The following is a 26,560-nucleotide window of genomic DNA, read 5'->3' as shown; positions in this document are numbered from 1 at the left end:
GGTCAGACTTCAGGCTGATGCGGGGCGGCGGGAAGGCCGGGCATCATGGCCGTATGGGAGCGCGCGGGCGGCGGGTCGGCCCTTTCTGGCGAGTTGCTGGAGTGCCGTTCGCGGTCGGCGTGTCGTGCCTGGCCGCGGCATGGCTAGTCGTTTGGCTGCAAAGCCCGCCGCCGCCCAACTGCGACTTCAGTTGCGCCATGGCGAGTATCGGGTGGCAGGACTATCTGGGAATGTTGCTGTTCATCGGCGGCGTCCTGGCCCGGCGATGACCCGTGGGGTCGACCGGGCTACCGGGGAAGTAGCGCGCGGGTGGCGGTCAGGCGGTCGCGGTGGTCGTCGAGCCAATCGGCGGCGACTTCGATGGTGAGTTCGACCGTCACCAGGAAGGAATGCGAATCCACCACGGCGGCGTGCACGCGGCCGCCGTCGTCGATTTCCAGGTGGAGTTCGGTCGCGCGCTGGCCCTCTCGCCACGCGGCGCCGTCGTCTCCCTGCGCCAGGGAGTCGAGGACCTTCTCCCACGCGGTCAGGTCCTCGGCGTCCAGCCAGGTCTTGATGCCGCCGCTCACGAAGTAGCTGCCGACCTCGATCACACCGGTGAGGCCGCCGGATTCCTGGCCCGTCACCCGCAGGACGACACTGTTCCCGAGGTCGTCGGCAAGGTGGATCAATTCGGGCGCGTCATGCTCTTCCACCCGCGTCATCGTAGACCCGGAAGATGGTCGCAAGCCCGGTCCCGGTACCGGGACCGGGCTCGCGGACGGGGCGTCAGCCGCCCGCGACGGCGGGGATGATGGAGATCTGGGCGCCGTCGGGGGTGGGGGTGTCGAGGCCGTCGGCGAAGCGGACGTCCTCGTCGCCGACGTAGACGTTCACGAAGCGGCGGATCTTGCCCGCGTCGTCCAGGATGCGGGCGGAGATGCCGGAGTAGTTCGTCTCCAGGTCGGCGACGACGGCGCGCAGGGTGGTGCCGTCGGCCTTCACCTCGGACTCGCCGCCGGTGTAGGTCCGCAGGATCGTCGGGATGCGCACGGAAACGCTCATGGTGCTCCCTTTCTCAGGCGAGGCCGGCGGCGCGGAACGCGTCGAGGGACGGCGCGATGTTCGCGGACGGCGCGACGACCGGGGCGACGGCGTCCAGGGTCTTCAGGCCGTCCCCGGAGTTGATGATCACGGTTTCGGCGGACGGGTCGAGGGTCCCCGAGCCGATCAGCTTGCGGAGGGTCGCGACGGTGACGCCACCGGCGGTCTCGCCGAAGATGCCCTCGGTGCGGGCGAGGAGGCGGATGCCCTCGACGACCTCGGTGTCGGTGACGTCCTCGACGGCGCCGTTCGTGCGGCGGGCGACGTCCAGGACGTAGGGGCCGTCGGCGGGGTTGCCGATCGCGAGGGACTTGGCGATCGTGTCGGGCTTCACCGGGCGGACCACGTCGTGGCCGGCCTTGAACGCGGCGGCGACCGGGTCGCAGCCGGCGGCCTGCGCGCCGAACACGCGGTACGGCTTGTCCTCGACCAGGCCGAGCTTGATCAGCTCCTGGAACGCCTTGTCGATCTTGGTGAGCTGGGAGCCGGACGCGACCGGGACGACGATCTGGTCCGGCAGCCGCCAGCCGAGCTGCTCGGCGATCTCATAGCCGAGCGTCTTGGAGCCCTCCGCGTAGTAGGGCCGGACGTTGACGTTGACGAACGCCCAGTCCTCCTGCTCCCCGGCGATCTCCGAGGCGAGCCGGTTGACGTCGTCGTAGTTGCCGTCGACCGTCACGAACGTCCCGGCGTACACGGCCGTCGTGATGATCTTCTGGGCTTCGAGGTCGGACGGGACGAACACCGCGCTGCGGATCCCGGCGCGGGCCGCGGCGGCGGCGACGGCGTTGGCGAGGTTGCCGGTGGACGGGCAGGCCAGCACCTTGAAGCCGAGTTCGCGGGCGGCGGCGAGCGCGACGGCGACGACGCGGTCCTTGAACGAGTGAGTGGGGTTGCCGCTGTCGTCCTTCACCCACAGGCTCTGCAGGCCGAGGCTCTCCGCGAGGTTGTCGGCGCGGACGAGGCGGGTGAGGCCGGGCTCGGTGTTGGGGGTGTCCGCGACGTTGGACGGCACGGGCAGCAGCCCCCGGTACCGCCAGATGTTGCGGGGCCCGGACTCGATGGAGTCCCGGGTGACGCCCTGGAAGTCGTACGCGATCTCCAGGGGGCCGAAACACTCTTCACAGGCGTAGAAGGGACCGAGATCGCGGGTGGAGCCGCATTCGCGGCAGACGAGCGCGGTAGCCGGTCCGAGGTCTGTGGCAGGCGTAAGTGCCATGAGGGCGAGGCCTTTCTCCCCATCTTCCCTGCGCCACCTTGGTCGCAGGCCGGAGTTGGCACCATCTCCCGGCCGGCCTCGCAGGATCGCGAGCGCGCCATAGCCGGGTGGTTGCCGGGGCTTCGCAGGGCCGGTCCCTCCACCCCTCTGGATGAGCGGTATTCAGTTGTCGAGAACACGAGCGGTTTGAACTCGTATGCGTGACTTTACATGAACTGACCGGATGCCAGACAGCCAGGTCCACCGAGTGAGACGTTACCCGGACGAGTTCTTGATCACGCGGGCGACTCCGTCCGGGCGGTGCGCTGGGTCGGGTCGAGGAACACGTGCCGGACGATCGGGAGCCGCTCGCGGAGCCGCCGGTCGATCTCCCCCGCGACGTCCTCGGCCTGGTCGGCGCTGATGTCGTCGGAGAAGTTGACCTTGGCGGCGACGAGCAGCTGCTCGGGGCCGAAGTGCATGGTGAGCAGCTCGTCCACGCCGGTGACGCCGGGCGCGCCGAGGATCTCCGCGCGGATCTCGCGCTGCGCCTCCGGGTCGGCGGCCCGCCCGATCAGCAGGACGGTGCTCTCCCGGCCGATCAGCAGCGCCAGCCCGGCGAGCAGCAGGCCGATGAGGACGGACGCGAGCCCGTCCCAGAGGTCCGACCCGGTGATCTGCCGCAGCACCAGCCCCCCGGCGGCGAGCGCAAGGCCGATCATCGCGGCGCTGTCCTCGAACAGCGCGGTCTTGAACGTCAGGTCGGGCGACCGGCGGACGTGTTCGACGAGGTCGCGGTCGGATTCGCGGGTCTCCATGCGCGCCTGGTAGTAGGCGCGGATCCAGGACGTCCCCTCCAGCACGGCGGCGAGGGCGAGGACGGCGTAGGCGAGCCAGACCGCCGCCCCGGTGCCGCCGTGGCCGGTCATGGTCAGGATGCCCTCGAAGATCGAGAACCCGGCTCCGGCGATGAAGATCCCGAACGCGGCGAGCAGCGACCAGATGTACCGCTCGTTGCCGTATCCGAAGGGGTGGCGCTTGTCGGGGGGACGTTCGCTGCGCCGCAGCGACGCGAACAGGAAACTCTGGTTGAGGGTGTCGGCGATCGAGTGGGCGCTCTCCGCGAGCATCGCGCTGGATCCGGCCAGCAGGCCGGCGATCAGCTTGGTGATCGCGAGGATGAGGTTGGCCGCACCGGCGACGAGCACGGTCTTCTTCGTCTCGGACCTGCTCATTCCGCCCGTTTACCCTTCGCGTTACGCGCTAATCCAGCCGGGTCCGTCCGTGGCGGAAACCACGTGGGTCACTGTGGAGCGCCTCGGTCACAACTGAGACCCTGCGGGTATGAGCCAAGTGCTGGTGGCATCCAACCGTGGCCCGGTGTCGTTCTCGCTGTCGGAGGACGGCGAGCTCACCATGCGGCGTGGCGGGGGCGGGCTGGTGTCGGGCCTGGCCGCCGTCACGGGCGCCCCGCGCGACCCTGGACCGCCGCGTCCGGCGGAGCCCGCGGGGACGCCGTCGCCGTCCGGCCAGGGCCCGGACGTGCTGTGGGTGTGCGCGAGCCTCAACGATGCCGATCGGACGGCCGCTCGCCTCGCACCGGACGGCCGCATAGACCAAGCCGGTCACGACACCGGTGGCGCGGCGGTTCGGATGCTCGACATCCCGCCGGCCACCTTCCACCGTGCGTACAACGCGGTGGCCAACTCGACGCTGTGGTTCGTCCACCACCTGCTGTACGACACGCCGCGCAGCCCGCATTTCGATGCTCGTGCACGGCGTGACTGGCAGTCCTATGAGGCGTACAACGCGGCCTTCGCGGACGCCCTGGCGCGGGACGCCGCCCACGGCGCGAAGGCCGCGATCCAGGACTACCACCTGTCGCTGGCCCCGCGGATGCTCCGGGATCGGCGTCCCGACCTGAAAATCGTCCACTTCTCCCACACGCCTTGGGCGCCGCCGGAGTACTACAAGCTGCTGCCTGACGACATCGGTGTGCAGATCCTGCTGGGCATCCTCGGCGCCGACCACGCGGGCTTCCTCACCGAGCGGTGGGCTGCGGCGTTCCTCGACTGCTGCGAACTCGTCCCCGGCGCACGCGTCGACCGTGCCGCTCGGACCGTCACCTATGCGGGCCACACGACGCACGTGGGCGTCCATGGTCTCGGCGTCGACGAGACGGCGTTGCGCAAGCGCGCCGCCCAGCAGGACGTCACTGAACGGGCGCGCGCGCTGAGGGAGCAGGTGGGCGACCGTCAGCTCATCGTGCGGATCGACCGGACGGAACTGTCGAAGAACATCGTGCGCGGCCTCGCCGCCTACCGCGAGATGCTCGTCAACCATCCCGAGTGGCGCGGACGCGTGGTGCATCTGGCGTTCGCCTACCCGTCCCGCTACGACCTGCCCGAGTACCGCGAGTACACGGCGGCCGTCCAGCGGATGGCCGAGCAGATCACCGGCGAGTTCGGCACCGCCGACTGGGAGCCGCTGATCCTGCAGGTGAACGACGATTATCCGCGGTCCCTCGCCGCCTACGGCCTGGCGGACGTCCTGCTGGTCAACCCCATCCGGGACGGCATGAACCTCGTCGCGAAGGAAGGGCCCGTCCTGTCGGAGGAGGGGTGCGCGCTCGTCCTGTCGCGGGAGGCCGGGGCGGCGGCCGAACTGTCCGAGGACGCGCTGATGGTCAACCCCTTCGATGTGACGCAGACGGCGGAGACGCTGCACCAGGCGCTGCTGATGCCGCGCGCGCAGCGGGCCGAGCGCTGCGCCCGCCTCGCGGCCGCCGCGACGGCGCTCCCTCCGCAGCGCTGGTTCGCCGACCAACTCGCCGCCCTGGACTAGGGAGAGGCGGCGCGCCGCCCGCTCCGGGCGAGAAGGCGGGGCGGCGCGCCGCGGGCTTCAGGTGGTGCTGGCGGAGGGTTCGGGGACCAGGCGGCAGTCGACCGGGTTCGGTTCGTGGCGCTGCTTCCAGCGTTCGCGCAGCGCGTCCTTGCTCTGCGCCATGCGGCGGTGGGCGCTGACCCGGGTGAAGTGGGCGAGGTGGGACGCGGCCGGCTTCGGCAGCCCGCTCGGCTCGTAGCCGTACTCGGCGAGCCGATCGCCGAACGCGGCCTCCGCCAGGCTGATCTCCCAGGGGTCGAGCCCCTCCGCCCATGACCCGATGCGGCCCGTGGTGACGGCGTCGTGCGTCCGGCCGTGCCACCTCTTGCGGGACGGGACGGTCCGCCGCGCGAGGCTCTCGGGGTGCGTCATCGCCGGGTCGAATTCCTCGCCGAGGAACCCGCAGAGCCGTGTCAGCTCGTCGACGGGATCGGCGACGAGCCGCTCGTACTGCAGCTCGTAGTAGGTGTCGGGGCCGAGCCGCGCGGCGAGCCGGCGGCCCTGGTCGACCGTCTCGCGCCAGAGCGAGATCGCGTGGTGGACGTCGCCGTCGTACCAGGGCATCTCCAGCAGGGACGCGACGCAGTCCCGGCCGTCCCGGACGAGGTGGACGAACTGGGCGTCCGGGAACATCCGCAGCAGCGGGCCGGCGTACCGGGCGTAGCTCGGACGCTTGTCGCCCCAGCGCGCCTTGCCGTGCAGCCGCGCGTAGGCGCGGAACACGGCGCCGACCGCGGAGCCGAGCGTCGGCGGCCCGGCGACGATCTCCTCGATGACCTCGGCGGCGTCCAGGCCGAGCTCCTGGACCTTGGTCGACCGGTCGCCGGTGATCCACTCCGCGAGGGCGCGCCTGTTCTTGCTGTCCGCGAGGTCACCGAACTCGCACCGTGCCGCATAGGCGGGGAGGACGAACTTCGTCTCCGTCGGCAGCGCGATGCGCGGGTGCGAATGGAGCATGAGCCGCAGCAGGGTCGTCCCCGAACGGGCGCAGCCGAGGACGAAGATCGGGCGGGCGTGGCGGGAGGCCGGTCCGGATGGCATGCACGCATGCTGGTAGAGGCGCCCTGGTCACGGCCCTGATTATGCACTGACCGTTACCGCGCGATGACCGACCTTTGACGAGCCGTCCGGCCGCCGCCCGGTCAGGTGGTCGCCCGGTCAGGTGGTCGCCCGGTCAGGTGTAGGACTCGCCCAGCGTCTGCCTGACCTGCTTGCGCGCCTCGTGGATGCGGGACTTGACCGTGCCGAGCGGCAGGTTGAGCTGCGCGGCGATCTCCGCGTACTCCAGCTGGGACACGTCCCGCAGGACGAGGGCCTGGATGAGGTCCGGCTTGCGGGCCTCCAGGTCCTCCATGGCGTCCAGGATGTCGACCCGGGAACCGGCGATGACGCTGGTCCTGCGGGGGTCGGGGCGCTGCTGCGGGAGCTCGCCCGCCTGCTCGACGGAGCGCCGCTTCAGCGACCGGTAGGTGGACCGGGCGGAGTTGGCGACGACGACGTGCAGCCAGGTGCTGAACCGCGACCGGCCCTCGAACCGGTGGATGTTGCGCGCGACCTGGAGCAGCGCGTCCTGGCAGGCCTCTTCGGCGTCCTGCCGGCACGGCAGGAACCGGGAGGCGTGCCGGAGAACGTCCGGCTCGATCTTGCGGAGGAGCTCGTTGAGGGCGCCCTGGTCGCCCTGCGCGGCCTTGACCGCCAGCTCCTCGGTCCTCTCGTCGAATGCCATGCCGCCTCATTGCTCGTTCGCGGGCTCGCCCCGTTTGCTGGGATGATACGGGAGTGTCTTTCCCACCAGCTGTAGGCCGGTACCGAATCGATCGCGTCCTGGGTTCGGGGGCGTTCGCCTCTGTGTGGCTGGGGCACGACGACGCCCTGGAGTCACAGGTCGCCATCAAGGTGCTGAACAGCAACCTGGTCGACGATCTGGACGTGCGCAATCGCTTCCTTGAGGAGGCCCGGATCCTGCGCCGCGCCGACTCCGAGCGGCTCGTCCGCGTGCACGACATCGGGGAGCTTCCGGACGGCCGCCCGTACTTCGTCATGTCGTACGCCGACCTCGGGACGCTCGGCGACCGCATGCGCGAACGGCCACTTCCGGTCAGCGAGGTCGTCGCGCTCGCCGAGCAGATCGCCTACGGCGTCGAGGTGATCAACACCCTCGGGGTGATCCACCGCGACCTCAAGCCGTCCAACGTGCTGTTCCAGTCGACGGCGGACGGCGGCGAGAAGCTGCTCATCGCCGACCTCGGGCTGGCCAAGGCGCTGGCGCACGCGTCCGGGGCGTTCACGCTGCCGGTCGGCACCCCCGGGTACATGTCGCCGGAGCAGGCTCGGTTCGGCGGCGGGCTGGACGTCCGCGCCGACGTGTACGGGCTCGGCGCGCTGACCTACCACATGCTCACCGGGCGGGCCCCCGGCCCGGCGCCGGTGAAGGCGCCGCCGAGCGAGCTGCGCGAGGGGCTGCCCCCGGCGTTCGACCAGGTGATCATGCGGGCGCTGGAGGTGGAGCGGGAGAAGCGGTGGCCGACCGCGGAGGCGTTCGCGGAGGCGCTGTCCACGCTGCGCCCGACGACGGCCCCGGCCGCGCCCGCACCCGCTCCCGCGCCGGCTCCCGTGGCCGCGCCGCCGGCTCCGCGGATCGACGCGGACGCCACCGTCCAGGACTTCTACCGGGACGGCTCCCCGGCCCGGCCGCCCGCGCCGGGCGCCGCCGTGCCGCCGGGCCCCGGACAGACGGTCGGGGCGAACCATGGCGGCGCCGCACCCGAGATGCGGACACGGCTCGACCAGCCCGCGGAGGACGACGTCCGCACGTCCGAGATGCGCGTCCCGCCGCGTCCGCCGGCCGGCGGGCAGGCGACGATCGTGGACGATCCGGCCGGACGCGCCGTCCCGTTCGGGCAGGCCGAGGGCCCCACAGCGCCGGACAACGACAACGACCGCACGGTGTCGCACCAGGCGCCGCACCAGGCGCCGCCACCGGGCGGCGACAACAAGACCGCCGTCTTCCCGACCCAGCCGCCCCCGCAGGGCGGCGGCGCCCCCGCGCAGCCGATGGGCGGCCCCTACGGCGGCCCGCCTCCGCCCACGGGCTTCCAGCCCCCTCCCCCGGGCCGGCAGCGGCCGGGCGGCGAACAGGGCGGCCTGATGAGCAGGCTCGGCGGCGGCGGAGCGCCCAAGAAGTTCGTCACCCCTCTGGTCATCACCGTGGTCGTGCTGGCGGTGGCCCTGATCGGCGGGCTGACGCTGGGCGTGCTGTTCTCCGGTGGCGACGGCAAGGACGGCAAGAAGACGCCGGCGGTCCCGAAGGACTTCGTCGCCGCCTCCGACAAGGCGGGAAAGATCAAGACCGCGGTGCCGAAGGCGTGGCCGCTGGACCCGGAGCAGACGTGGACTCCGTCCGCCGTCGGGCTGAACGACACCCAGCCGCGGCCCGTGCTGCGCGCGACCCCGGACAAGGCCGCGTTCCTCGGCAACGGCAAGGGCCCCGGCGTCTTCATCGGCGTGACCACGGACGTGCGTCCCGGCCAGCTTCCGCCGCCCGGCGCGTCCAGCCACCCGCAGTGCACGAAGGCCGCGCCGGAGGACTACACCACGCCGGACGGCGCCCTCAGCGGAACGATCGTCAGCTTCACCGCGTGCAAGACCGGCACACCGTCGGTGACCGAGATCGGCCTCAAGGACAAGGCCGGCAAGTTCGGCCTGTGGATCCGCGTCAAGGAGACCGACGACCGCGGCGCCGCCAAGGACATCCTCGACAACCTGAAGGTCAAGCTGTAACGCCCAGAGCGTCGACTACGCGTCCGAGGCATCGCCTGCGCTGACGTATCCGCCCCTTACCCCGGACTGCGGGCGGGCATCACACCCCCACCTTGGCGCAAGCCTGCCCAGTACCGATGATCGATGTTGCATCGCGAACTATTCCGATATATCGTTAATGCATCGCAACCGATCACTAGTAAGGAGACTGCGATGCATGAGCACATGAAGAGAAGGCATGGCGTGGGCCGGGGGCCCGAGGTTCGCGAGCGGCGCGGGGACCCGTTCGGCCCGTGGGGGCCGGGCGGTCCCGGGTTCGGGCCCGGTCCCGGCCATCGCGGACGCGGCGGGCGCGGCCGGCGGACCCGGCGCGGCAATGTCCGGGCGGCGCTGCTCGCCCTGCTCGCCGAGCGTCCCATGCACGGCTACGAGATGATCCAGGAGCTGGACGGCCGCACCGGCGGCGTCTGGCGGCCGAGCCCCGGCTCGGTCTACCCGACCCTCCAGATGCTGGAGGACGAGGGCAGGGTCGGCAGCGAGGAGCAGGGCGGCAAGCGGCTGTTCTCCCTCACCGACACGGGCCGCGAGGAGGCGGCGGCCCAGACCGTCGCCCCCTGGGACGAGGTCACCGAGGCCGCCGGCGAGAACGTCCTGCGCGGACGCGAGGCCATCGGCCAGCTGATGGGCGCCCTCCAGCAGGTGATGGCGGTCGGCAGCGAGGCGCAGAAGGCGCGCGCCCTGGACGTCGTCAACGACGCCCGCCGCCGCCTCTACGGCATCCTCGCCGACGACCCCGAAGCCGAGTGAGCGCCCCCGACCGGAACCGCCGCGGCCTGCCGGGCCGCGGCGGTTTCGCGTCTCAGCGCGGGAAGGGCGCCTGCCTGGCGAGCTGGTCGGCCATGTAGAGCTGCTTCCACACGTACAGGCCCATGTCCGCGCGCTTGACGTCCCGGTCGACGGGGACGTCCACCGTGGCGCGCACCAGGAACACCGAGCCGGGCGGCAGGTACTTGTCGCCGCCGTCGCCCGCGATCAGCTCGCCGCCCGCGAGGCGCCGCACGACCTGGCTCTTGGTCGGCGGCGTGCACATGTCCTCGGGGACGCCGGCCTGCGGCATGCACCGTCCCCGCGCGTCCGGCGTGATGAGGGCCCGCCTGACGAACACGTCGCCGGGGAAGTCGAGCAGGACCCGCTTGCCGGACGGGTTGCTGAGGACGTACTCGATGTAGGGGAACGACGTCCCCGACGGCGGCGAGGACTGGGACGTCGGCGCCACACCGTCGCTGACCCCCTCCCGCACGGTGGCGATCTTGTACTTGTACCCGTCGGCGGTACCGATCGTGATCGGCGTGCCGGTGTCCGGCAGTTCCGCGTCACCGCCGGGCCGCTGCTCCCCGCCGGCCTGCACCGCGCCCGTCCCGCCGTCGTCTCCCGACCCGGGCGTCAGGATGAGCCCGACCGTGACCAGCCCGGCCAGGACGAGCACCCCCGCCGCGACGAGCCCGCTGCGGCGCCCCGCGCGCCGGCGCGCCGTCCGTTCCTGCTCCTGCTCCCGCGATCCGAGCCGGACCTGCACGCCGCTCGTCTCCCGGACCCCCATCGGCCCGGTCGGGGACGAGCGCTCCTCGCGCTCGGTGTAGGCGTCCTGCGCCTCGGGCACCCCGGCCCACTCCGCACCGCCCGGCTCGCCGCCCCCGGCCCGAGCCCACCCACCCGGCTGCGGCAGGCCGGCCGGCCGCGCCGCGGCGCCGGACGGGGCCGGGCCGCCCGGCTGCGGCAGGCCCCCGGAAGGAGTGGTGCCGCCCGGCCTGGGCCGGCCGCCCGGCTGCGGCAGGTCGGCCGGCGGCGCCGTGGCGGCCGGTTCGGGCGGGCCGCCGGGCCGGGGCAGGCGGATGGTCTGCGGGAGGCCGGGCGGCTGCGGGAGGCCCGGGGCCGCCGGGCCCGGCGGGGGCGTGCCCCAGACGCGCGGTGGCGCGTCGGCGGCCGGGGGCGACTGGACGATCGGACGCATCGGCGCGCCCGGCGGGATGGGGACGCCCGCCGGCTGGACAGGCGTTCCCTCCCGCGGCGTGGCCTTGGGGATGCCGCGCGCCGGCGTGTGCCTGATGTCGTCCGGACGGCGCGGGGCTCCCGGTCCCGTGTCCACCATCAGGCCTCCCAATGTCCTCGTTCGGCTCCCCCGTGCACCACTTTTACCGTAATCCAGCATATTTTGGCGCAATTAGACTCGGAGTTCACAGCCGCCCCCAGAGTCTCGCGAGATACGACAAATCCGGTTCGGACTCTTGTCACTTGACCTACAAGGCCGTCCCGCCGGGTCAGGACGCGAGGTCCGCCAGGGCGCCCATGAGGCCGACCACGCCGGCCGGACCGTCGACCACCACGTCCGCCCGCTCGGCCAGCGCCGTCACCTCGGCCGACCCGCTGCACACCAGCACGCCGGGCACGCCCTCCGCGCGCAGCTCCTCGACGGCGTCGAACGCGGCCAGGTCGCCGAGGTCGTCCCCCGCGAACAGCACGGCGGACGGGCGGGCGCCGAGATCGTCCACGAACGAGCGCAGCGCCTGCCCCTTGTCCATGCCGTGCGGCCGCAGTTCGAGGACGAGCCGGCCCGGCTCCACGGCGAGCCCGGTCCGTTCGGCGAGCGCGGCGAGGATGCCGCGCAGCCGCTCCAGCGCGACCTCCGGCTCGGCGCACCGCCGGGTGTGCACGGCGAGCGCCTGCCCCTTGTCCTCGACGAAGGTCTCGGGCGGGGCGCCGGACGCCGCGAGGACGCCGGGCAGCTTCGCGCGGGCCTCGGCGACGCCCGGCGGCGGCTCCGGCTCGGTCAGCACGCCGGACTCCCAGCGTTCGAGCCCGTACTGCCCGAGGACGACGAGCCCGTCGATGCCCTCGAAGCCGCCGTACTCGACGGCCACCGCGGCGGGACGCCCCGTGATGATCACCAGCGAGCCGACCAGCGGGGCCAGCCGGGCGAACGCCGGGGCCGCGCCGGGATGGGCCCGGGCCGAGGCCGGATCGTCCACGATGGGCGCGAGCGTGCCGTCGAAGTCGAAGCCGAGCACGGCCCCGGCCGGGTTCCTGCGGATCGCGTCGAGACCGCCGGCGCCGGCGGCCGTCGCGGAGCGGGGAGAAGTCACGTGCCCCAGTGTGCTGGGATCACGGCCGGATGCCGAGTCGGCGCGCGGCGCGGCTGCGTTGCCGCTGTGACCGCATCCGGCGGAGGCGCTTGACGAGCATGGGGTCGCATTCGAGCGCCTCGGGTCGGTCGATGAGGATGTTCAGGAGCTGGTAGTACCGCGTCGCCGACATGTCGAACAGCTCGCGGATGGCCTGCTCCTTGGCTCCGGCGTACTTCCACCACTGCCGCTCGAAGGCGAGGATCTGCCGTTCGCGCTCGGAGAGGTGGCCGGCGGGGAAGGCGGCGTCGTCCGCACCGCCCTCGTCGTCTTCGGTCAGGGGTCGCGGGGGTCGGCCATCGTCCATGCTTCCGTCCTGTGGGGGGACGTCACCTGGAGGCCCGCCGGGGGCGTTCGCCGCTCGCATCAGGTCCCCTCTGTGGTTACTGATCCCGGCTCGTCCGGGTTCGGGCGGGTGCCATGCTACGCGTCCGAGCCGACAAGTTCCGGTGGTTCGCGGGGAACGGGGGCCGGTGGTTCAGTGCATCACATCCCGCTTCACCTGCGGCTCTCTCGCGCCGTGTGTCTCATCGCGAACGGCAGTCCCGAGGGCCCCAGACATGTGCACAATGCATGGGTTAGAGTGAGGAGTTCGCAACGTCCGGCGTCCGACACGCGAACGGAGACCCTGCATGGCGACGGAGACCCCCGCCACGGGACGGCCCGCCGAGCCGGACGCGCCGGTGCCGCCCGAACCGCCGGGCGGCCCCGCCCTCGCCGACATCGCGACGGCGCTGTTCCAGCTGCGCCGCGTCTGGGCCAAGCCCGACCTCATGAAGCGGATCCGCGCCCAGACGTCCGCCGGCCCGGACGGACGGCCGCTGCAGCTCTCCAACCTCATGGTGGTGAACGCCGTCGCCGCCCTCACCGCCGCCGCCGCGAAGCCGGAGTGCGCCGCGCGCCCGTGCGAGGTGACGGTCGGCGCCGTCGCGGAACGGCTGGAGATCGACCCGTCCACCGCGAGCCGGCTGGTCGGCCACGCCATCGACGCCGGGCTGGTGTCGCGGCGCCCCTCGCCCGTCGACGCGCGCCGCGCCAACCTCGGGCTGACCGAGGCGGGGCTGCGCGTCAAGCGGGTCGCCGACCGGTTCCGCCGCGCCTACCTCGACACCCTCATGACCGGCTGGACGGCGGCCGAGCGCGCCGAGTTCGCCCGGCTGCTCACCCGCTTCGCCGGCGCGGCCGCCCGGGCACCGGAGTACTCGGACGGCATCGGCCGCATCTTCGAGGAAGCCGCCGCCGACTGACCGGCGTCCCGGGTGGAGGGCGCCGGTCAGGTTCTCCAGAGGCCGCTGCGGGCGGCGGTCAGTCGCCGTTGCGGAGGGTGGAGACGCGCATGAGGTACTCGTCCTCGTCGATCTCGCCGCGGGCGAACCGCTCGGCGAGGACCGAGCGCGCCTTCGCCGTCGGGTCGGCCGCCGCCGGATCGGCCGCGGCCGCCGCGGCGCCGCCGTTCATCCTGCGGCGGATCAGATAGAAGACCGTTCCCAGCACGGCCAGCCAGAACAGCCCGAACGTGATCGGGAAGACCGGCCAGAAGGCGGGCGCGTCCCCGTCGTGCCAGCCGCCCGGGTGCATCGCCGCGGCCTGCGCCGCCAACGTCGTCAACATGGTTCATCGACCCTTCCTGTGTGCGGATACGTCGATGCTCGGCGACGGGTACGGGGTGCCGCATCGTCTGGCCGGAGGCACTCGCGCTACGCCCGGCGGAGTACCGCCCTCACCACCAGGGCGGCCGGTAGTCCTCGTCCTCGGCGGGCCGGGTGTGCGGCGAACGCGGCCCCGGCAGGTCGTCGTCGCCCTGGTCCGCCGGCTGGACGGGCTCGGACGGCGGTTCCGCGTCGGCGGAGAAGGGGCCCGGGGCCGCCTCGTCCGCGCGAGGTACGTCCGGGGGGAGCGGGTCGGTCGTCCCCGGGTCCGGCAGGTCGAGGGCGCCGCGCCGGAACGCCTCCCAGTCGTCGTCGTCGAGGACCGGCGCGTCGTCGGCGGCGGCGCCGTTCGGGTCGGCGGCGTGGCGGCCGTTACCGTGGCCGTTGCCGTGGCCGTTGAGCCTGTCGTGCCCGTTGCCGGACGCGTGCCCGTTCGTCCCGTTGGACGCGTACTCGCCGGGGACGAACGGACGCAGCTCGTGCGGGATCATCGGGGTCTGCTTCGGTTCGATCGGCGGCGGCAGCGGCTCCCCGCCGGCGCCGGGCCGCGCGGCCGTGTCCCGGGGCGACGCGTCCGAAGGCGCGGGTTCCGGCGGCAGGCCCTCCGGAGGCGCCGGATCCGGGGACTCCCACGGGCCGGCGGGCGGCAGGTCCGGGGACGGGCCCTGGTACGCCTGGGTGTTCTGCCAGAGCGGCACGTTGACCGGCGCCGTCCCCGGGTCCGCGGCGGGCGGGCCGGGCGCGACGGACGCGGGTTCGCGCACCGCGGCCGGAGCGGACGGCAGGCCGTACTCGGGGACGTCCGCGGCCCCCTCGATGTCCTCCTCCGGGCGGCGCCGCTGCCGCCAGCCGAGCACGAGCCCGAGGACGACGAGCAGCCCGCCCCCGCCGAGGACGAGCGGGAGCAGGACGCCGGAGTCGCGCTCGGGGGACGCGGCGACCGGCGCCGGCGTGGGCGCGGGAGAGGGCGGCGGCGTCTCCACCGGACCGCTGGACGTCTTGTTGATCTGGTGTGCGGCGTAGAGGGTGCGCAGCGCGTCGACCGACCCGCGGCAGGTGGGCGAGCCGGTCGGGTGGCCGCGGCGGGCCGGGGAGCCCTGGATGAGCGCCTGCCTGACCTCGGCCGGGGTCAGCTTCGGGTAGCGGGACCGGACGAGCGCGGCGACCCCGGCGACCATCGCCGACGACGCGCTCGTGCCCGTCCCGACGACGTAGCCGTTGCTGGCGTCGGCGCTGACGACGTCCACGCCGGGCGCGCAGAGGGTCGCGTTGGAGCGCCGGTTGCTGTCCTTCCAGAGGCGCAGCCGGCGGTCGAGGGCGCCGACGGCGATCACGCCCGGGTACGCGGCCGGGAAGTTCTTGCGGTTGGCGCCGGACCCGTCGTTGCCGGCGGAGGCGATCAGCACGACGTTCTTGGACAGCGCGTACTTGATCGCGCTCTCCTGGGTCTTGGTGCCGTTGTAGAACTGGCGCCCGCCGCCGAGCGACATGTTGATGATGCCGGCGCCGTGGTCGACCGCGTAGCGGATGCCCTGGGCGACGGCGTCGCGCTCGCCGGCGTCCGTCTGCTGCCCGTTGTCGCGCCGCAGCGGGTCGTCGTTCTCCAGCGTGACCCGCACGGACAGGACGTGGCTGAGCGGCGCGACCCCCAGCATCCCCTGCGTCTGGCCGGGGCCGTGGCCGTGCCCCGAGATGAGGCTGGCCATCGACGTCCCGTGCAGCCCCCAGTAGCGGGTGCCGGGGCGCCGCACGCCGCCGGTGAGGTCCGGCCCGGTGACCACGTGGCCGGTGAGGTCGGGATGGTTCGCGTCGACGCCCGTGTCGAGGACGGCGACGGTGACGCCGCGCCCCTTGGAGTACGTCCACGCCTTCTGGGTGCGCAGGGCCTTCAGGTGCCACTCGCGTCCGCGGATCTGGTCGGTCCGGGCGTTGACCAGCGTCCCGGCCGACGCCCCGCGGACGGCCTGCCGGCTCGCCGGCTCACCGCCGGACATCATCGCCGCCGGCACGGCGACGGCCGCGCCGAGCGTGACGGCCGTGAGCGCCGCGGTCGCCCGGGCGCCGAGCCGGTGCGGGGACACGGCCGGACGGATGCGTCCCGGACGGCGTCGACCGGCTTCGGACACGCCGCCGCACCTCCCTCCGGCACACCGCCGCGCTCCACGGCGGGTGACATTCTGCCACGCGAACCGCACCCCGCCAGGGCACTCGGCACATTAGGGCGCGGTCCCGGACAGTGTGGATCTTCGCTGACGCCCTTTCCCGGCAGGCCGTCCAGTACTCATTGGTAACCGGCGGGCTGACGGAATGTTAACCCGCCCACACCGGTGGGTGGCGGTGCACGCCCGCCCGCCGGGACGCGTCAGCGCCGCGCGCCGCACCGCCGCCGCGCGCGTACGGGCCGCGCGTCAGTGCGCGCCGGCGCCCGTGAGCGCGCGTACCGACAGGTCGTCGTAGCGTTCGGCGTCGGCCTCGTCCCGTCCGAGAAGGGTCCCGGCGACCGCGCACGCGAACCCGATCGGGATCGACACGAGGCCCGGGTTCTCCAGCGGGAACAGGTGGAAGTCGACGCCCGCGGGGAACAGCGACAGGCTCTCGCCCGTCACCGGGTCGACCTTCCCGGACACGACGGGCGAGAAGAACACCAGCACCAGCGAGCCGGTCAGCCCGCCGTAGATGCCGGCGACGACCCCGGCCGAGTTGAACCGCCGCCAGAACAGCGACAGCACGATCGCCGGGACGTTCGCCGCCGCGGCCATCGCGAACGCCAGCGCGACCAGGAACGCCACGTTGAGGTTGCGCGCCACCACCGCGAGGACGATCGCCAGCGCGCCGACGAGGAACGACGCGAACCGCGCGACCGCCACCTCCTGCGACTCGCGCGGGCGGCCGAGCATCAGCACCTGGCCGAAGTAGTCGTGCGCGAGCGACGTCGACGACGCCAGCACGAGCCCGGACACGACCGCGAGGATCGTGGCGAACGCCACCGCGCCGATGAACGCCAGCAGGACGTCCCCGCCGAGGCGCCCGCCGAGGTGCTCGCCGAGGGCCTGCGCGAGCTGCGGCGCGGCGGTGTTGCCGGACGGGTCCTGCGCGACGATCGCCCGCCGCCCGACGAGGGCCGCCGCGCCGAAGCCGAGCGCGAGCGTCATCAGGTAGAACACGCCGACGAGGCCGATCGCCCAGGACACCGACGTCCGGGCGGCGCGCCCGTCCGGGACGGCGAAGAACCGGCTGACGATGTGCGGCAGGCCGGCGGTGCCGAGCACCAGCGCCAGCGCGAGGCTGATGAAGTCGAGCTTGTTGACGATCGTCTGGTAGGCGTCGCCCGCGACGTCCTGCCCGTAGCGCTGGCCGGGACGCAGGAACGCCTCGCCCTTCCCGCTCGCGTCGGCGGCGGAGCCGAGCAGCGCGCTGACGTCGAACCCGAACCTGCCGAGGACGAGCGCCGTCAGCACGACCGCCCCCGCCATCAGCAGCGCGGACTTGATGATCTGCACCCAGGTCGTCGCCTTCATCCCGCCGAACGCCACATAGAAGATCATCAGCGCGCCCACGACGACGATCGTGACGGTCTTCGCGGTCGCGGCGTCCATCCCCAGGAACCGCTCGCCCCGGTGGATGCCGAGCAGTAACGACACCAGCGCGCCGGCGCCGACCATCTGGGCGAGCAGGTAGAACACCGACACCGTCACGGTGGACACGGCCGCGGCCCGCCGGACCGGCGCCTGCCGCCGCACCCGCCGCGCCAGGACGTCCCCCATCGTGAACCGGCCCGCGTTGCGCACCAGCTCGACGAGCAGCAGCGCGAGCAGCCACGCCACCAGGAAGCCGATCGAGTACAGGAACCCGTCGTAGCCGTTCAGCGCGATGACCCCCGCGATGCCGAGGAAGGACGCCGCCGACATGTAGTCGCCGGCGAGCGCGACCCCGTTCTGCGCGCCGGAGAACGTCCGTCCGCCCGCGTAGAAGTCGTCCGCGCCCCGCGTGTTCACCCGCGCCCAGATCGTGATGCCGAGCGTGATCACGATGAACGCGACGAAGAGCCCGAACGTCAGCGTCCGGCCCGTCACCGCAGCTCACCGGCCAGCGGGTCGAGCCGCCGCCGCGCGTAGGCCGCGTACCCGCAGGCCAGCGCGAACGTCGAGACGAACTGCAGCAGGCCGAGCAGCAGCGCGACGTTGACGTGCCCGGCCACCGGCCGCGCCATGAAGCCCCGGGCGAACGCGGACAGCCCGACATAGACGAAATACCACCCGAGAAAGATCGCCGCGATCACCGCCGCGGCCCGCCGGAACCTCTTCCTGAGCAGCAGAAAACGCTCATACCCCGCCACCGGCGCAAGTCCGCCCACCATCTGGCCTCCCCCTGACCGAAAGTGACTCTCCGCATCGATTCGAGTGCACTATGAGATCAAAGATTCACGTCCGGCAGGACCCGTTTGGCGAGATGCGCACCCAAGTGCTCTCGTCCGTCCCCCGCTTGGTGCCCGTACCGGTCGGCAGCGTCAGCCGGAAGGAGGGGTCAGCGCGAGGGGCGGCGGTGGTTGCGACGGGCCCGGAAGCTCGCGACGAGTGCGACGCCGATCATCGCGAGGCCGACCTGGAAGACCAGCTCGATCCAGTCGATCCCGGACGTCGTGGACACGCCGACCTTCTGCGCGATCGCCGTCCCGATGATCGCGGCGACGATGCCGACGATCACGGTCAGGATGACGCCGATCGGCTGGCGGCCGGGCAGCAGCAGCCGGCCCAGCGCCCCGATGATCGCTCCAATGATGATCGCTGTGATGATCCCCGTAATGTTCATGCCGACCCTGTGCCCACTTCGGACAGCCCCTCACCTGGGCTGACGGTCTCCCATGGAGTCCAGGTCGCCGAAGGTCAGCGCCGGTCCGCCGAGCGCGCCGGGACGGGCCGCGGAGGCGCGTAGGCCGTCGATCAGGAGATCGAGATGGCGGTGCGCCAGTTCCTCGCCGAGTTCCCGGGACAGCGGGCCGGGCAGCGGACGCGACAGCCGGACGAGCATCATCCCGACATCGCCGTGGGTGACGTCCGGCCGCAGGTCGCCGTCGCTCTGCGCTGTGGCGACGAGGTCCTGCATGACGGCGACGCCGTCGGTGCGGACCGCGGCTATCTCCTCGTCGTCGAACGGGATCTCCTCGAGGAGGACGGGGAAGACCGCGCCGATGCGGATGTCCAGGACGCGGTGCATGTAGCGGACGAGGGCGGCGAACGCGGTCGGTTCCTCGTCCCGCGCGCGCTTGACCTCGTCGGTGGTGCGCTCTAGGGCGTCCAAGGCGACGGCTTTGGTGAGGGTCTCCCTGTCGGGGAACCGGCGGTAGAGCGTGGCGATGCCGGTGCCCGCCCGCTTGGAGATGTCCTCCAGCGGGGCGCCCGGCCCCTGCTCGACGAAGATCTCCGCGGCCGCGGCGAGGATCCGCCTGCGGTTGTCGCGCGCGTCGGCCCGCAGCGGACGTTCCTTCGGCTTCTGCCCCATGTTCCGGAGCCTAGCAGCCATGTGGAGGTCCATCCTCCAATTATCGAGATTAAGTGGAGACAAACCCTCCACACGGTGCTACGGTGCGAGTAAGTGGAGAAGAAACCTCCGGAAGGACAGGATCATGACCGCCTCGACCGCCACCCGCACCACCGGGCCGCTGACCGTCGACGCCACCGGACCGGCGGACGTCCGCGCCGCGATCCTCACGGCCCGCGAGCGGGGACTGCCGCTGACCGTCCAGGCCACCGGGCACGGCACGGTCGTCCCGCCGGACGAGGGGCTGCTGCTGAAGACGTCCCGCATGGGCGGCGTGCTCGTCGACCCGTCCCGCCGCGTCGCCCGCGCCGGCGCCGGCGCCCGCTGGAGCGACGTCATCGCCGCGGCCGCGCCGCTCGGGCTCGCCCCGCTGTCCGGCTCGCACGCGTCCGTCGGCGTCACCGGCTACACGCTCGGCGGCGGCGTCGGCTGGCTGTCCCGCCGGTTCGGGTTCGCCGCCGACCATCTGCTGCGCGCCCGGATCGTCACCGCCGATGGCCGGTACCTGACCGCGGACGCCGACCACGACGCCGACCTGTTCTGGGCGTTGCGCGGCGGCAGCGGCAACTTCGGCGTCGTGACGTCGCTGGAGTTCCGGCTCCACCCGGTCTCGGCCGTCTACGCGGGGGTCGCGCTGTTCCCGGCCGAGCGCGCCGCCGGCGTGCTCACCCGGTTCCGGGACGAGTCGGGCACGCGGCCGGATGCGCTGTCGGTCTCGGTGGCGCTGACGCACCACGCCGATCACGGCCGGGTCGTCGCCGTCCGCGGGGTCTACGCGGGCTCCGCCGAGGACGGCGCGCGGGCGCTGCGCTCACTGCGCGAGGCCGGCGGGCCGCCCTCCAGGACGACTTCCGGACGATGCCGTACGCCGAGACCGAGTCGCTGGGCGGCACGCCACCCCACCATTTCCACCTTTATGCCGATCTGCCTGACTCGCTGATCGCCGCGATCGCCGCCAGCGACGCGTCCGGGATCGAGGTGAAGCACTGGGGCGGCGCGATGGCCCGTCCCGCACCGGACGCCGGGCCCGTCGGGCACCGGGACGTCCCCTTCTCGCTCACCATCGACGGCCCCGACGCCGCCTTCGCGCCGTACGCGACGGGCGGTTCGTTCCTGAACTTCCTGCACGACCCGACGCGGACGGCCACCGCCTACACACCGGACGACTTCCGGCGGCTGCGCGAGGTCAAGCGGGCCTACGACCCGCAGAACGTGTTCCACCGCAACCACAACATCCAGCCCGCCTGAAATGCGAGGAGACTGCCATGACAACGCTCGCCGCTCCGCCCGCCCCGTCCCAGAGACTCGACCGCGGACTCGTCACGCTCGGCATCGTGGTCGTGCTCGGCGCCATCATGTCGATCATCGACGCGACCGCCGTCAACGTCGCCACCCGCACACTCGCCGCGGACTTCGGCGCGTCGATCACGTCCGTCCAATGGGTGCTGACCGGCTACATGCTCGGTCTCGCCGCCGTCATCCCCGTCACCGGCTGGGCCACCGAGCGGTTCGGGGCCCGCCGCGTCTGGGTCACCGCGCTGCTGCTGTTCCTGCTCGGCTCCGCGCTCTCCGGCCTCGCCTGGTCGATGCCCTCCCTGATCGCGTTCCGGGTCGTGCAGGGCGCCGGCGGCGGCATGATCATCCCGGTCGCGCAGACCATCCTCGCGCAGGCCGCCGGACCGTCCCGGATGGGACGCGTGATGGGCTTCATCGGGCTGCCCATGCTGCTCGGCTCCGTCGCCGGCCCGATCGCCGGCGGGCTGATCATCTCGTCGCTCGGCTGGCGCTGGATCTTCTTCGTGAACCTGCCGCTGGGCCTGATCGCCGTCATCGCCGCGCTGCGCCTGCTGCCCCGCTCGGCCCCGCGCCCCGCCTCACTCGACGTCCGGGGGCTGCTCCTGCTGTGCGGCGGCGTGACCTTGTTCGTCTACGGCACCACCGAGGCGGGACGTCCCGGAGGGCTGGACTCGCCGCGCACCTGGGCCTTCATCGGCGCCGCCGCCGCGCTCATCGCGCTGTACGCCGTGCACGCGCGCCGGCGGTCCGCGCTCATCGACATCGCGCTCTTCCGGTACCGCGGCTTCGCCGCCGCGGCCGTGACGAACGTCGTCGTGGCCATCGCCCTGTTCGGCGTCCTCGTCCTGCTGCCGCTGTACTGGCAGGTCGTGCGCGGCCACGGCCCGCTGGCCACCGGCCTCCTGCTGACCCCGCAGGCGCTCGGCGCCGCCGTCGCCATGCCCCTCGCCGGACGTCTGACCGACCGCCTCGGCGCCGGCGTCGTCGTCCCCACCGGCATCGTCCTCGGCCTCCTGGGGACGGCCGCGTACACCCAGCTTCACGCCGACACGTCGGTGACGCTGCTGGCCGCGGCCCTGTTCGTGATCGGCCTCGGCCTGGGCGCGACGATCATGCCGTCCATGGCGGCCGCCTACCAGACGCTGCCGCCGCACCTCATCCCCCGCGCGACCAGCGCCATCAACACCCTCCAGCGGATGGGCGCGTCCGTCGGAACCACCGCGCTGGCCGTGGTCCTGCAACGAGAGATCACCGCGCAGACCCCCGGCCTCGCCGCGCTCGGCCCGCTACCGGACGGCGTTCGCGCGGCCGTGGCGCCCGAGCTGGCGGTCGCCTTCAGCGACGCCTTCTGGATCGCGCTGGCCATAGCCGTCCTGGCCCTGGCACCGGCGCTCCTGCTCCCCCGCACGAAGGCGTGACCGTCCCGAGCCCGGACCCGCGCGGGTCCGGGCTCGCGCGGGTCCAGGCTTGCGGGGTCCGGGCTTGCGCGGGTCCGGGCTCACCTGCGCGAAACACGCATGGGAACGGCCCCGGCCGGGCGATACGTGATCTCCGCCCGCCACGGCACGGTCGCCCCGGGCACCAGATCCAGCCGATGAGTGCGGCTGATCGCGGCCAGGACCAGCGTCGCCTCCAACATCGCGAACCCGGCGCCGACGCAGATGCGCCTGCCGCCCCCGAACGGCAGATACGCATATCGGGGACGTTGCTGCTCCCCCATGAACCGTTCCGGCTGGAAGCCCTCGGGATTGGGCCAGACATCCGCGTTCCGGTGGATCAGATAAGGCGGGACGGCAATGGTCGAGCCGGCCGGCACCTGCACTCCCGCAACCTCATCGTCCGCAACGGCATCACGCTCAATCGTCCAGGCCGGCGGGTAAAGGCGCATGGCCTCCGAAAGGACGGCCTTCGTCCACGGCAGCCGATCGACGTCCTCGGCTCTGGGCTCCCGACCGCCGAGCACCGCGTCCACTTCTTCCTCCAGCCGATCCCTGGCCGCCGGATACCTGGACAGGAGCATCAACGTCCACGCCAGCGAAGAAGCGGTGGTCTCGTGACCGGCCAGCAGAAGCGTCAGAACCTCGTCCCGAAGTTCTTCGGCATCGAGTTCGCCCCGCTCCTTGAGCAGATTCACCATTTCCCCGCCGGACGACCCTTCGACGACCCTGCGCACCAGGCCGTCCAGGTGCGCGAGCGCACCCCCGAGCCCCGGAACCCGCCGGTAGAGCCCGCGTCTGGCCGTCGCGCCCGGCAGGAACGTCCCGATCACCGCAGCTCGTTGCAGCGCCTCCAGCGCCTGCCCCGTCCTGCGCGCCTCCCCGGCCAGCTCGCTCCCGAAAAGCGCCCGCCCCACAATGTCCAGCGTGAGTTTCCGCAACTCCCTCGCCGCATCGAGCATCACCCCATCGGGCCACCGCTCAACGCCCTTGACGGCCGCCTCGACGATCTCCGGCCCGAAGCCGACGACGTGCCGCTGCGAGAACACCGGCTGCACCAGCCGCCGATGCCGACGCCAGATGTCACCCTCGCTCGTCAGCAGCCCGTCGCCGAGGACGGCCCGCAGCGGCCGATACGTGAACGCCTTCACGTAGTTGTCCTGGTTGGCCACCAGCACCCGCTCGGCATGCTCGGGCCGCGACAGCAGGTAGAACGCCCGCCGCCTCCCGAAAGGCACCCGCACGGCGTCCCCGTACCGCCGCGCGAGCCCCCCGTACGTCTCCAGCGGATTCCGAGCCATCCGCCCCCACCACCGGAGAGCCTCGACGTTCCCCGGCCCGGCCACGCCCAACGCACCCATACACCCACCGTAGAACCGTTCCGCCGCGGCCGCGCGACGCCTTCTCCGAACTGCGCGGGCCCGGCCCGCCCTGGCTGCGGCGGACCGGGCCCGGAACCATGCTCGCGACCTCGGCCGGGCGAAGGCTACGCCTTCTTCGTCTCCCAGTACTTCCAGCCTTCCTTGCTGGTCGGGATGTTGCCGTAGAAGGCGTCCAGGAACTGGTCCTTGCAATTCCCGCGGGTGCGGTACTTCTCGAACAGCACCTTGTAGCCGATCACGCGGTAGCGGAGGTGCCCGTACCGATTCTTGCTGATCTTGTGCTCGTACCAGTGGCCCACCGTCACGGTGTTCGATTTGGTCGCCGACTTCGAGACGTTGGCCTTGACCGTGGCCCACACCGCTCCGACGGAAGCCTCCGCACCCGCCTCCAGCGTCGCCGATTTGGTGACCGACCGCTCGACCCTGCCGGTGATCTTGCCGCCCTTGCCGTCCACGAAATGCCTGCCGACCCAGTAGTTGATCTGCTTCTTCGACTTGACCTTGTAGTAGACGTCGGGCGGGCACGCCTTCGCCGGCTTGACCGGTGCGGCCGGCGACGCGGGGGCGGCCATGGCCGGCGTGGCGCTCACGGTGAGGGCCGCCGCGGCCACCAGGCCGAGCCCGATCGTACGGAAGCGGTTCATCTGCACTCCTCTTCGTGTCCGGCGCGAAAAGCCGACGTGCTCTCGCGCTCCGTGCCGCAATGGCGGGGATCTCGATCGGTGCCACCGCGGCCGGCGTCGAGCATTCAAGTCGTCCTGATCACTGAGCGGCACCCGTTCGAGCGTTCGGGATGGACCCGAACGCGTTCGTTCTGCCACACTCTGCGCGTGATCGACGACGAGGCCGAACTGGACCCTTCCGCGGCGACCACCGAGGAGCAGTTCGTCGTGGCGCTGCGAAGGCTCCGGGAACGCAGCGGCCTGACCTACAAGGAGATCGAGCGGCGCACTTCCGCTGCGGACGGGCTCCCCCTGCCGGCGTCCACACTGGCCACCGCCCTGCACCGGCGCACCGTGCCGAGGCGCGAGATCGTGGCGACGCTCGTCGAGGTCTGCGGCGGCGACGCGACCCGCTGGCTGGCGGCCCGGGAACGCCTCCTCCACCCGATGCCCCCCGAGCCGTCCGCCCCACCCGCCCCGGACGAGCCCGCCGAGAGCCCGACGCCGCAGGAGGACCCGGCCCCGCCCCGCCCCCCGCGGAGCCGGACCACCGCCGTCCTCGCCGCGGCCCTGGCGGTGGCCGCGATCGCCGCCGGCATCGTCCTCACCCGCCCCTCCCAGAACTCGGACGGCCATTCCCAGGCGGCGCCGTCGAACCCACCCCCCGCCGTCTCAGGTGCGAAGCTCGAACTCGGAGGGCTCTGCCTCTCCGAGCGGCCGCACGACAAGACCGGGCTCATCTACCTCGCGCACTGCGCCCAGAGCTTCCCGGCACGCCAACTCACGCAAGACGGGAAGTTCTGGCGCGTCACTACGCAGCACCCGGAGTTCGGCCCCGGCTGCATGGGGATCGTGGACGCCTCCTTCAAGCCGGGCGCTCCCCTGTCCGACGACACCTGCGACCGCATCCAACCGGACCGCTTCACCCTCCGCACACTGGCCGGCGGCGTCCAGCTACGCCCCCAGGACCGCGATCTCTGCGTCGGCGTGAAGGGAACCCCCGCCGCCCGCGCCCCCGTCCTCCAACTACCCTGCGACGACCGCGCCCCCGGCCAACTGTTCACCATCCACAACTAGCCCGCGCCGCCCTCCGGACCCTCACACCCCCAAGCGAGCGCCCCTCCAAGTCGACTACGATGCGGACGAGCCCGCCGGCGTAGCTCAATTGGCAGAGCATCTGTCTTGTAAACAGAAGGTTAGGGGTTCAAGTCCCCTCGCCGGCTCCCACGTCAAAGGCCCCCTCCGCCGCCGGAGAGGGCCTCTTTGCTACCAGGTACAGCAGCGAAGTACAGCTACGCGGACGCCTCCCCGCTGTCGTCGCCGGACCCCAGGTGTTCGCCGAGCCGCTTGAGCGCCGCCCTGGTCTGCTCGCTCGGAACCTCGGTGTAGATCTCCATGGTCAGGCTGATCTTGCTGTGCCGAAGGATCTGCATCGCGACCCGAGGGTGGACGTCCAGCGCGGCGAGCAGCTTGCCGCAGGTGTGCCGGGTGTCGTGAACGCGGATCACCTTGACGCCAGCGGCGGCACAGCGCGACTCGAAGGCCCGGTTGACGTTGCGGGGCTCGATCGGTCGGCCCGTCCTGGTCGTGAAGACGAGATCGCTCTCTTGCCAGTCGTCGCACGCGTCCCGTTCGGCCACCTGCTGTGTCTCGCGGAGCCGCAGCGCAGCCATGCAGAGCGACGGGAGCGGCAGGACGTCCGTAGAGCCGTCCGTCTTGGTCTGGTGCGCTGGCGTTTCACCGGTCGAGTCATCGGGCCTGGTTTCCCCGCGGCCCAGGCCATGGCTCGGCACCGCGGCTCTTCTGGCTGCCCTGTCTCGTCGTCCGGCGTCGGCATCACTGCCTGCCAAGTTACGGTGATGGATTCAAGGGTTGGGCCAGTTCGAGTGGCACAAGAGCCACCAATGATAGGTAATGATCCGATTCGGTGGCATCTGAGTCCTCCTGGTACCCCTGCGCCCATGAACTCAACCTGGCGGAAAGGTCGGGGCGTTGCATCTTTCGGATCAGGTATGTCAAGGGGAACAGTATCGTAGGTCCCGGAGATGGGGTTTCTTCGACGTACTTCAGTTCCTTCTCCACCGTGGGCATGGATTCATCCATGTGGGAGTCGGCGAGAAGGAGCAGTTCGACGCCGCGAGCTTGCGGGCTCTCGGCGTCGACGTATCGGTTGCTCCACTCGTGCATTGCGCTGAGTATTTCAGATCGTTGTTCCGGATCGAGTTCCAGCGGAGACGCCAGAGTTACGATCAAGCCCGCCCAGATTGCAACATGCGCACCTGAACGTTCGCGTAGCCACTCGTAGGTCTGAGGCACGATGCGTTCGGCCGGCAGGCCTGGAGAATTTCTCAGCAGCGTGAGCAGCGAAAGCCATGCCGACTCGTGGCTTTCCGGACGCTCGCGTAGCCAATTAAAGGCCAGCGGCACTATACGTTCAATTTCCTCGGCCAGACCGGGCAAGCGTCCCAAAAGCATGAGCAAGGCACCCCACGCGG

27 protein-coding genes, 1 tRNA gene and 1 riboswitch are annotated in these 26,560 nt (G+C 72.1%); of the genes, 9 read left to right on the top strand and 19 right to left on the bottom strand.

Going from position 1 to position 26,560, the window contains the following annotated elements:
• Positions 1-287: 287 nt before the first annotated feature.
• The 4 genes from AL2_RS16055 to AL2_RS16040 form a co-directional block, all read right to left on the bottom strand.
• Entirely contained in the window at positions 288-695 is a 408-nt protein-coding gene (locus AL2_RS16055) for a DUF5959 family protein (RefSeq protein WP_157438187.1), read from the bottom strand.
• Between the two features lie 73 nt (positions 696-768).
• Entirely contained in the window at positions 769-1,044 is a 276-nt protein-coding gene (locus AL2_RS16050) for a MoaD/ThiS family protein (protein ID WP_067634656.1), read from the bottom strand.
• Between the two features lie 13 nt (positions 1,045-1,057).
• A complete protein-coding gene (thrC, locus tag AL2_RS16045; RefSeq protein WP_067634655.1) occupies positions 1,058-2,302 on the bottom strand; it encodes a threonine synthase in 1,245 nt (414 codons plus the stop codon).
• 16 nt (positions 2,303-2,318) lie between these two features.
• Positions 2,319-2,460: riboswitch (SAM riboswitch) on the bottom strand.
• A gap of 117 nt (positions 2,461-2,577) precedes the next feature.
• Complete coding sequence (locus AL2_RS16040) at positions 2,578-3,516, bottom strand: cation diffusion facilitator family transporter (RefSeq protein ID WP_067634654.1); 939 nt, start codon at positions 3,514-3,516, stop codon at positions 2,578-2,580.
• A 109-nt stretch (positions 3,517-3,625) separates the two neighbouring features.
• Between AL2_RS16040 and AL2_RS16035 the strand changes: the two genes are divergently transcribed.
• Positions 3,626-5,125: an alpha,alpha-trehalose-phosphate synthase (UDP-forming) gene (locus tag AL2_RS16035; protein WP_067634653.1), complete on the top strand. Its 1,500-nt coding sequence runs from the start codon at positions 3,626-3,628 to the stop codon at positions 5,123-5,125.
• A gap of 57 nt (positions 5,126-5,182) precedes the next feature.
• Here the strand turns inward: AL2_RS16035 and AL2_RS16030 are convergent, their stop codons facing one another.
• Positions 5,183-6,205 (bottom strand): sulfotransferase family protein, encoded by a 1,023-nt coding sequence (locus AL2_RS16030; RefSeq protein ID WP_067634652.1) that lies wholly within the window; start codon positions 6,203-6,205, stop codon positions 5,183-5,185.
• A 133-nt stretch (positions 6,206-6,338) separates the two neighbouring features.
• The gene (locus tag AL2_RS16025) at positions 6,339-6,890 is read right to left on the bottom strand and encodes an RNA polymerase sigma factor (RefSeq protein WP_067634651.1); all 552 of its coding nucleotides are present in this window, start codon (positions 6,888-6,890) and stop codon (positions 6,339-6,341) included.
• Between AL2_RS16025 and AL2_RS16020 the strand changes: the two genes are divergently transcribed.
• Together AL2_RS16020 and AL2_RS16015 are read left to right on the top strand one after the other, a co-directional pair.
• A complete protein-coding gene (locus AL2_RS16020) occupies positions 6,884-8,944 on the top strand; it encodes a serine/threonine-protein kinase (protein WP_210748738.1) in 2,061 nt (686 codons plus the stop codon). The genes AL2_RS16025 and AL2_RS16020 overlap by 7 nt on opposite strands.
• A gap of 192 nt (positions 8,945-9,136) precedes the next feature.
• Positions 9,137-9,730 (top strand): PadR family transcriptional regulator, encoded by a 594-nt coding sequence (locus AL2_RS16015; RefSeq protein ID WP_067634649.1) that lies wholly within the window; start codon positions 9,137-9,139, stop codon positions 9,728-9,730.
• A 52-nt stretch (positions 9,731-9,782) separates the two neighbouring features.
• On the opposite strand, the gene AL2_RS16010 is transcribed toward AL2_RS16015, so the two are convergent.
• From AL2_RS16010 to AL2_RS16000, 3 genes are all read right to left on the bottom strand, one after another.
• Positions 9,783-11,072, bottom strand: coding sequence for a hypothetical protein (locus AL2_RS16010; RefSeq protein ID WP_067634647.1), 1,290 nt, complete (start codon positions 11,070-11,072; stop codon positions 9,783-9,785).
• Positions 11,073-11,241: 169 nt separating this feature from the next.
• Positions 11,242-12,063: a trehalose-phosphatase gene (gene otsB, locus AL2_RS16005; RefSeq protein WP_218003665.1), complete on the bottom strand. Its 822-nt coding sequence runs from the start codon at positions 12,061-12,063 to the stop codon at positions 11,242-11,244.
• Between the two features lie 19 nt (positions 12,064-12,082).
• A complete protein-coding gene (locus tag AL2_RS16000) occupies positions 12,083-12,409 on the bottom strand; it encodes a DUF3263 domain-containing protein (protein WP_067634643.1) in 327 nt (108 codons plus the stop codon).
• A 325-nt stretch (positions 12,410-12,734) separates the two neighbouring features.
• Between AL2_RS16000 and AL2_RS15995 the strand changes: the two genes are divergently transcribed.
• Positions 12,735-13,349: a MarR family winged helix-turn-helix transcriptional regulator gene (locus tag AL2_RS15995; RefSeq protein ID WP_083946569.1), complete on the top strand. Its 615-nt coding sequence runs from the start codon at positions 12,735-12,737 to the stop codon at positions 13,347-13,349.
• Between the two features lie 58 nt (positions 13,350-13,407).
• On the opposite strand, the gene AL2_RS15990 is transcribed toward AL2_RS15995, so the two are convergent.
• The 6 genes from AL2_RS15990 to AL2_RS15965 form a co-directional block, all read right to left on the bottom strand.
• The gene (locus AL2_RS15990) at positions 13,408-13,713 is read right to left on the bottom strand and encodes an SHOCT domain-containing protein (RefSeq protein ID WP_210748245.1); all 306 of its coding nucleotides are present in this window, start codon (positions 13,711-13,713) and stop codon (positions 13,408-13,410) included.
• 109 nt (positions 13,714-13,822) lie between these two features.
• Positions 13,823-15,877, bottom strand: coding sequence for a S8 family peptidase (locus AL2_RS15985; protein ID WP_157438186.1), 2,055 nt, complete (start codon positions 15,875-15,877; stop codon positions 13,823-13,825).
• Positions 15,878-16,159: 282 nt separating this feature from the next.
• On the bottom strand, positions 16,160-17,824 hold the full coding sequence (locus tag AL2_RS15980; protein WP_067634639.1) for a monocarboxylic acid transporter: 1,665 nt from the start codon (positions 17,822-17,824) through the stop codon (positions 16,160-16,162).
• Positions 17,821-18,108: a DUF485 domain-containing protein gene (locus tag AL2_RS15975; RefSeq protein WP_067634637.1), complete on the bottom strand. Its 288-nt coding sequence runs from the start codon at positions 18,106-18,108 to the stop codon at positions 17,821-17,823. The genes AL2_RS15980 and AL2_RS15975 overlap by 4 nt, the downstream gene beginning before the upstream one ends.
• A gap of 167 nt (positions 18,109-18,275) precedes the next feature.
• Positions 18,276-18,560 carry a GlsB/YeaQ/YmgE family stress response membrane protein gene (locus AL2_RS15970; protein WP_067634635.1) on the bottom strand — a complete coding sequence of 95 codons (285 nt, stop codon included), beginning with the start codon at positions 18,558-18,560 and terminating at the stop codon, positions 18,276-18,278.
• A 30-nt stretch (positions 18,561-18,590) separates the two neighbouring features.
• Positions 18,591-19,250, bottom strand: coding sequence for a TetR/AcrR family transcriptional regulator (locus tag AL2_RS15965; RefSeq protein ID WP_083946568.1), 660 nt, complete (start codon positions 19,248-19,250; stop codon positions 18,591-18,593).
• Positions 19,251-19,374: 124 nt separating this feature from the next.
• Here AL2_RS15965 and AL2_RS37470 point away from each other — a divergent pair, with 124 nt between their 5' ends.
• The 3 genes from AL2_RS37470 to AL2_RS15950 are packed head-to-tail and all read left to right on the top strand — an operon-like array spanning position 19,375 to position 22,003.
• Positions 19,375-20,229: an FAD-binding oxidoreductase gene (locus AL2_RS37470; RefSeq protein WP_067634632.1), complete on the top strand. Its 855-nt coding sequence runs from the start codon at positions 19,375-19,377 to the stop codon at positions 20,227-20,229.
• Positions 20,148-20,537 (top strand): BBE domain-containing protein, encoded by a 390-nt coding sequence (locus AL2_RS15955; RefSeq protein ID WP_067634630.1) that lies wholly within the window; start codon positions 20,148-20,150, stop codon positions 20,535-20,537. The genes AL2_RS37470 and AL2_RS15955 overlap by 82 nt, the downstream gene beginning before the upstream one ends.
• 17 nt (positions 20,538-20,554) lie before the next feature.
• Entirely contained in the window at positions 20,555-22,003 is a 1,449-nt protein-coding gene (locus AL2_RS15950; protein WP_067634628.1) for a DHA2 family efflux MFS transporter permease subunit, read from the top strand.
• An 80-nt stretch (positions 22,004-22,083) separates the two neighbouring features.
• Here AL2_RS15950 and AL2_RS15945 read toward each other — a convergent pair whose 3' ends face one another.
• Together AL2_RS15945 and AL2_RS15940 are read right to left on the bottom strand one after the other, a co-directional pair.
• Complete coding sequence (locus AL2_RS15945) at positions 22,084-23,382, bottom strand: cytochrome P450 (protein WP_067634626.1); 1,299 nt, start codon at positions 23,380-23,382, stop codon at positions 22,084-22,086.
• A 125-nt stretch (positions 23,383-23,507) separates the two neighbouring features.
• A complete protein-coding gene (locus tag AL2_RS15940) occupies positions 23,508-24,047 on the bottom strand; it encodes a hypothetical protein (RefSeq protein WP_083946566.1) in 540 nt (179 codons plus the stop codon).
• 186 nt (positions 24,048-24,233) lie between these two features.
• Here AL2_RS15940 and AL2_RS15935 point away from each other — a divergent pair, with 186 nt between their 5' ends.
• Positions 24,234-25,142 carry a helix-turn-helix domain-containing protein gene (locus AL2_RS15935; RefSeq protein WP_067634624.1) on the top strand — a complete coding sequence of 303 codons (909 nt, stop codon included), beginning with the start codon at positions 24,234-24,236 and terminating at the stop codon, positions 25,140-25,142.
• 73 nt (positions 25,143-25,215) lie between these two features.
• A tRNA-Thr gene (locus tag AL2_RS15930) sits at positions 25,216-25,288 on the top strand.
• 69 nt (positions 25,289-25,357) lie between these two features.
• Here AL2_RS15930 and AL2_RS15925 read toward each other — a convergent pair.
• Both AL2_RS15925 and AL2_RS37465 read right to left on the bottom strand, forming a co-directional pair.
• Positions 25,358-25,738: a tyrosine-type recombinase/integrase gene (locus tag AL2_RS15925; RefSeq protein ID WP_245666680.1), complete on the bottom strand. Its 381-nt coding sequence runs from the start codon at positions 25,736-25,738 to the stop codon at positions 25,358-25,360.
• A 178-nt stretch (positions 25,739-25,916) separates the two neighbouring features.
• The coding region (locus AL2_RS37465) for a hypothetical protein (protein WP_218003664.1) at positions 25,917-26,560 on the bottom strand (644 nt) is incomplete at its 5' end.

This window comes from Actinomadura latina NBRC 106108, from assembly GCF_001552195.1.
Classification (GTDB): Bacteria; Actinomycetota; Actinomycetes; order Streptosporangiales; family Streptosporangiaceae; genus Spirillospora; species Spirillospora latina.
The sequence above is the reverse complement of the archived record's forward strand: the minus strand, read 5'-3'. Positions and strand labels throughout refer to the sequence as shown.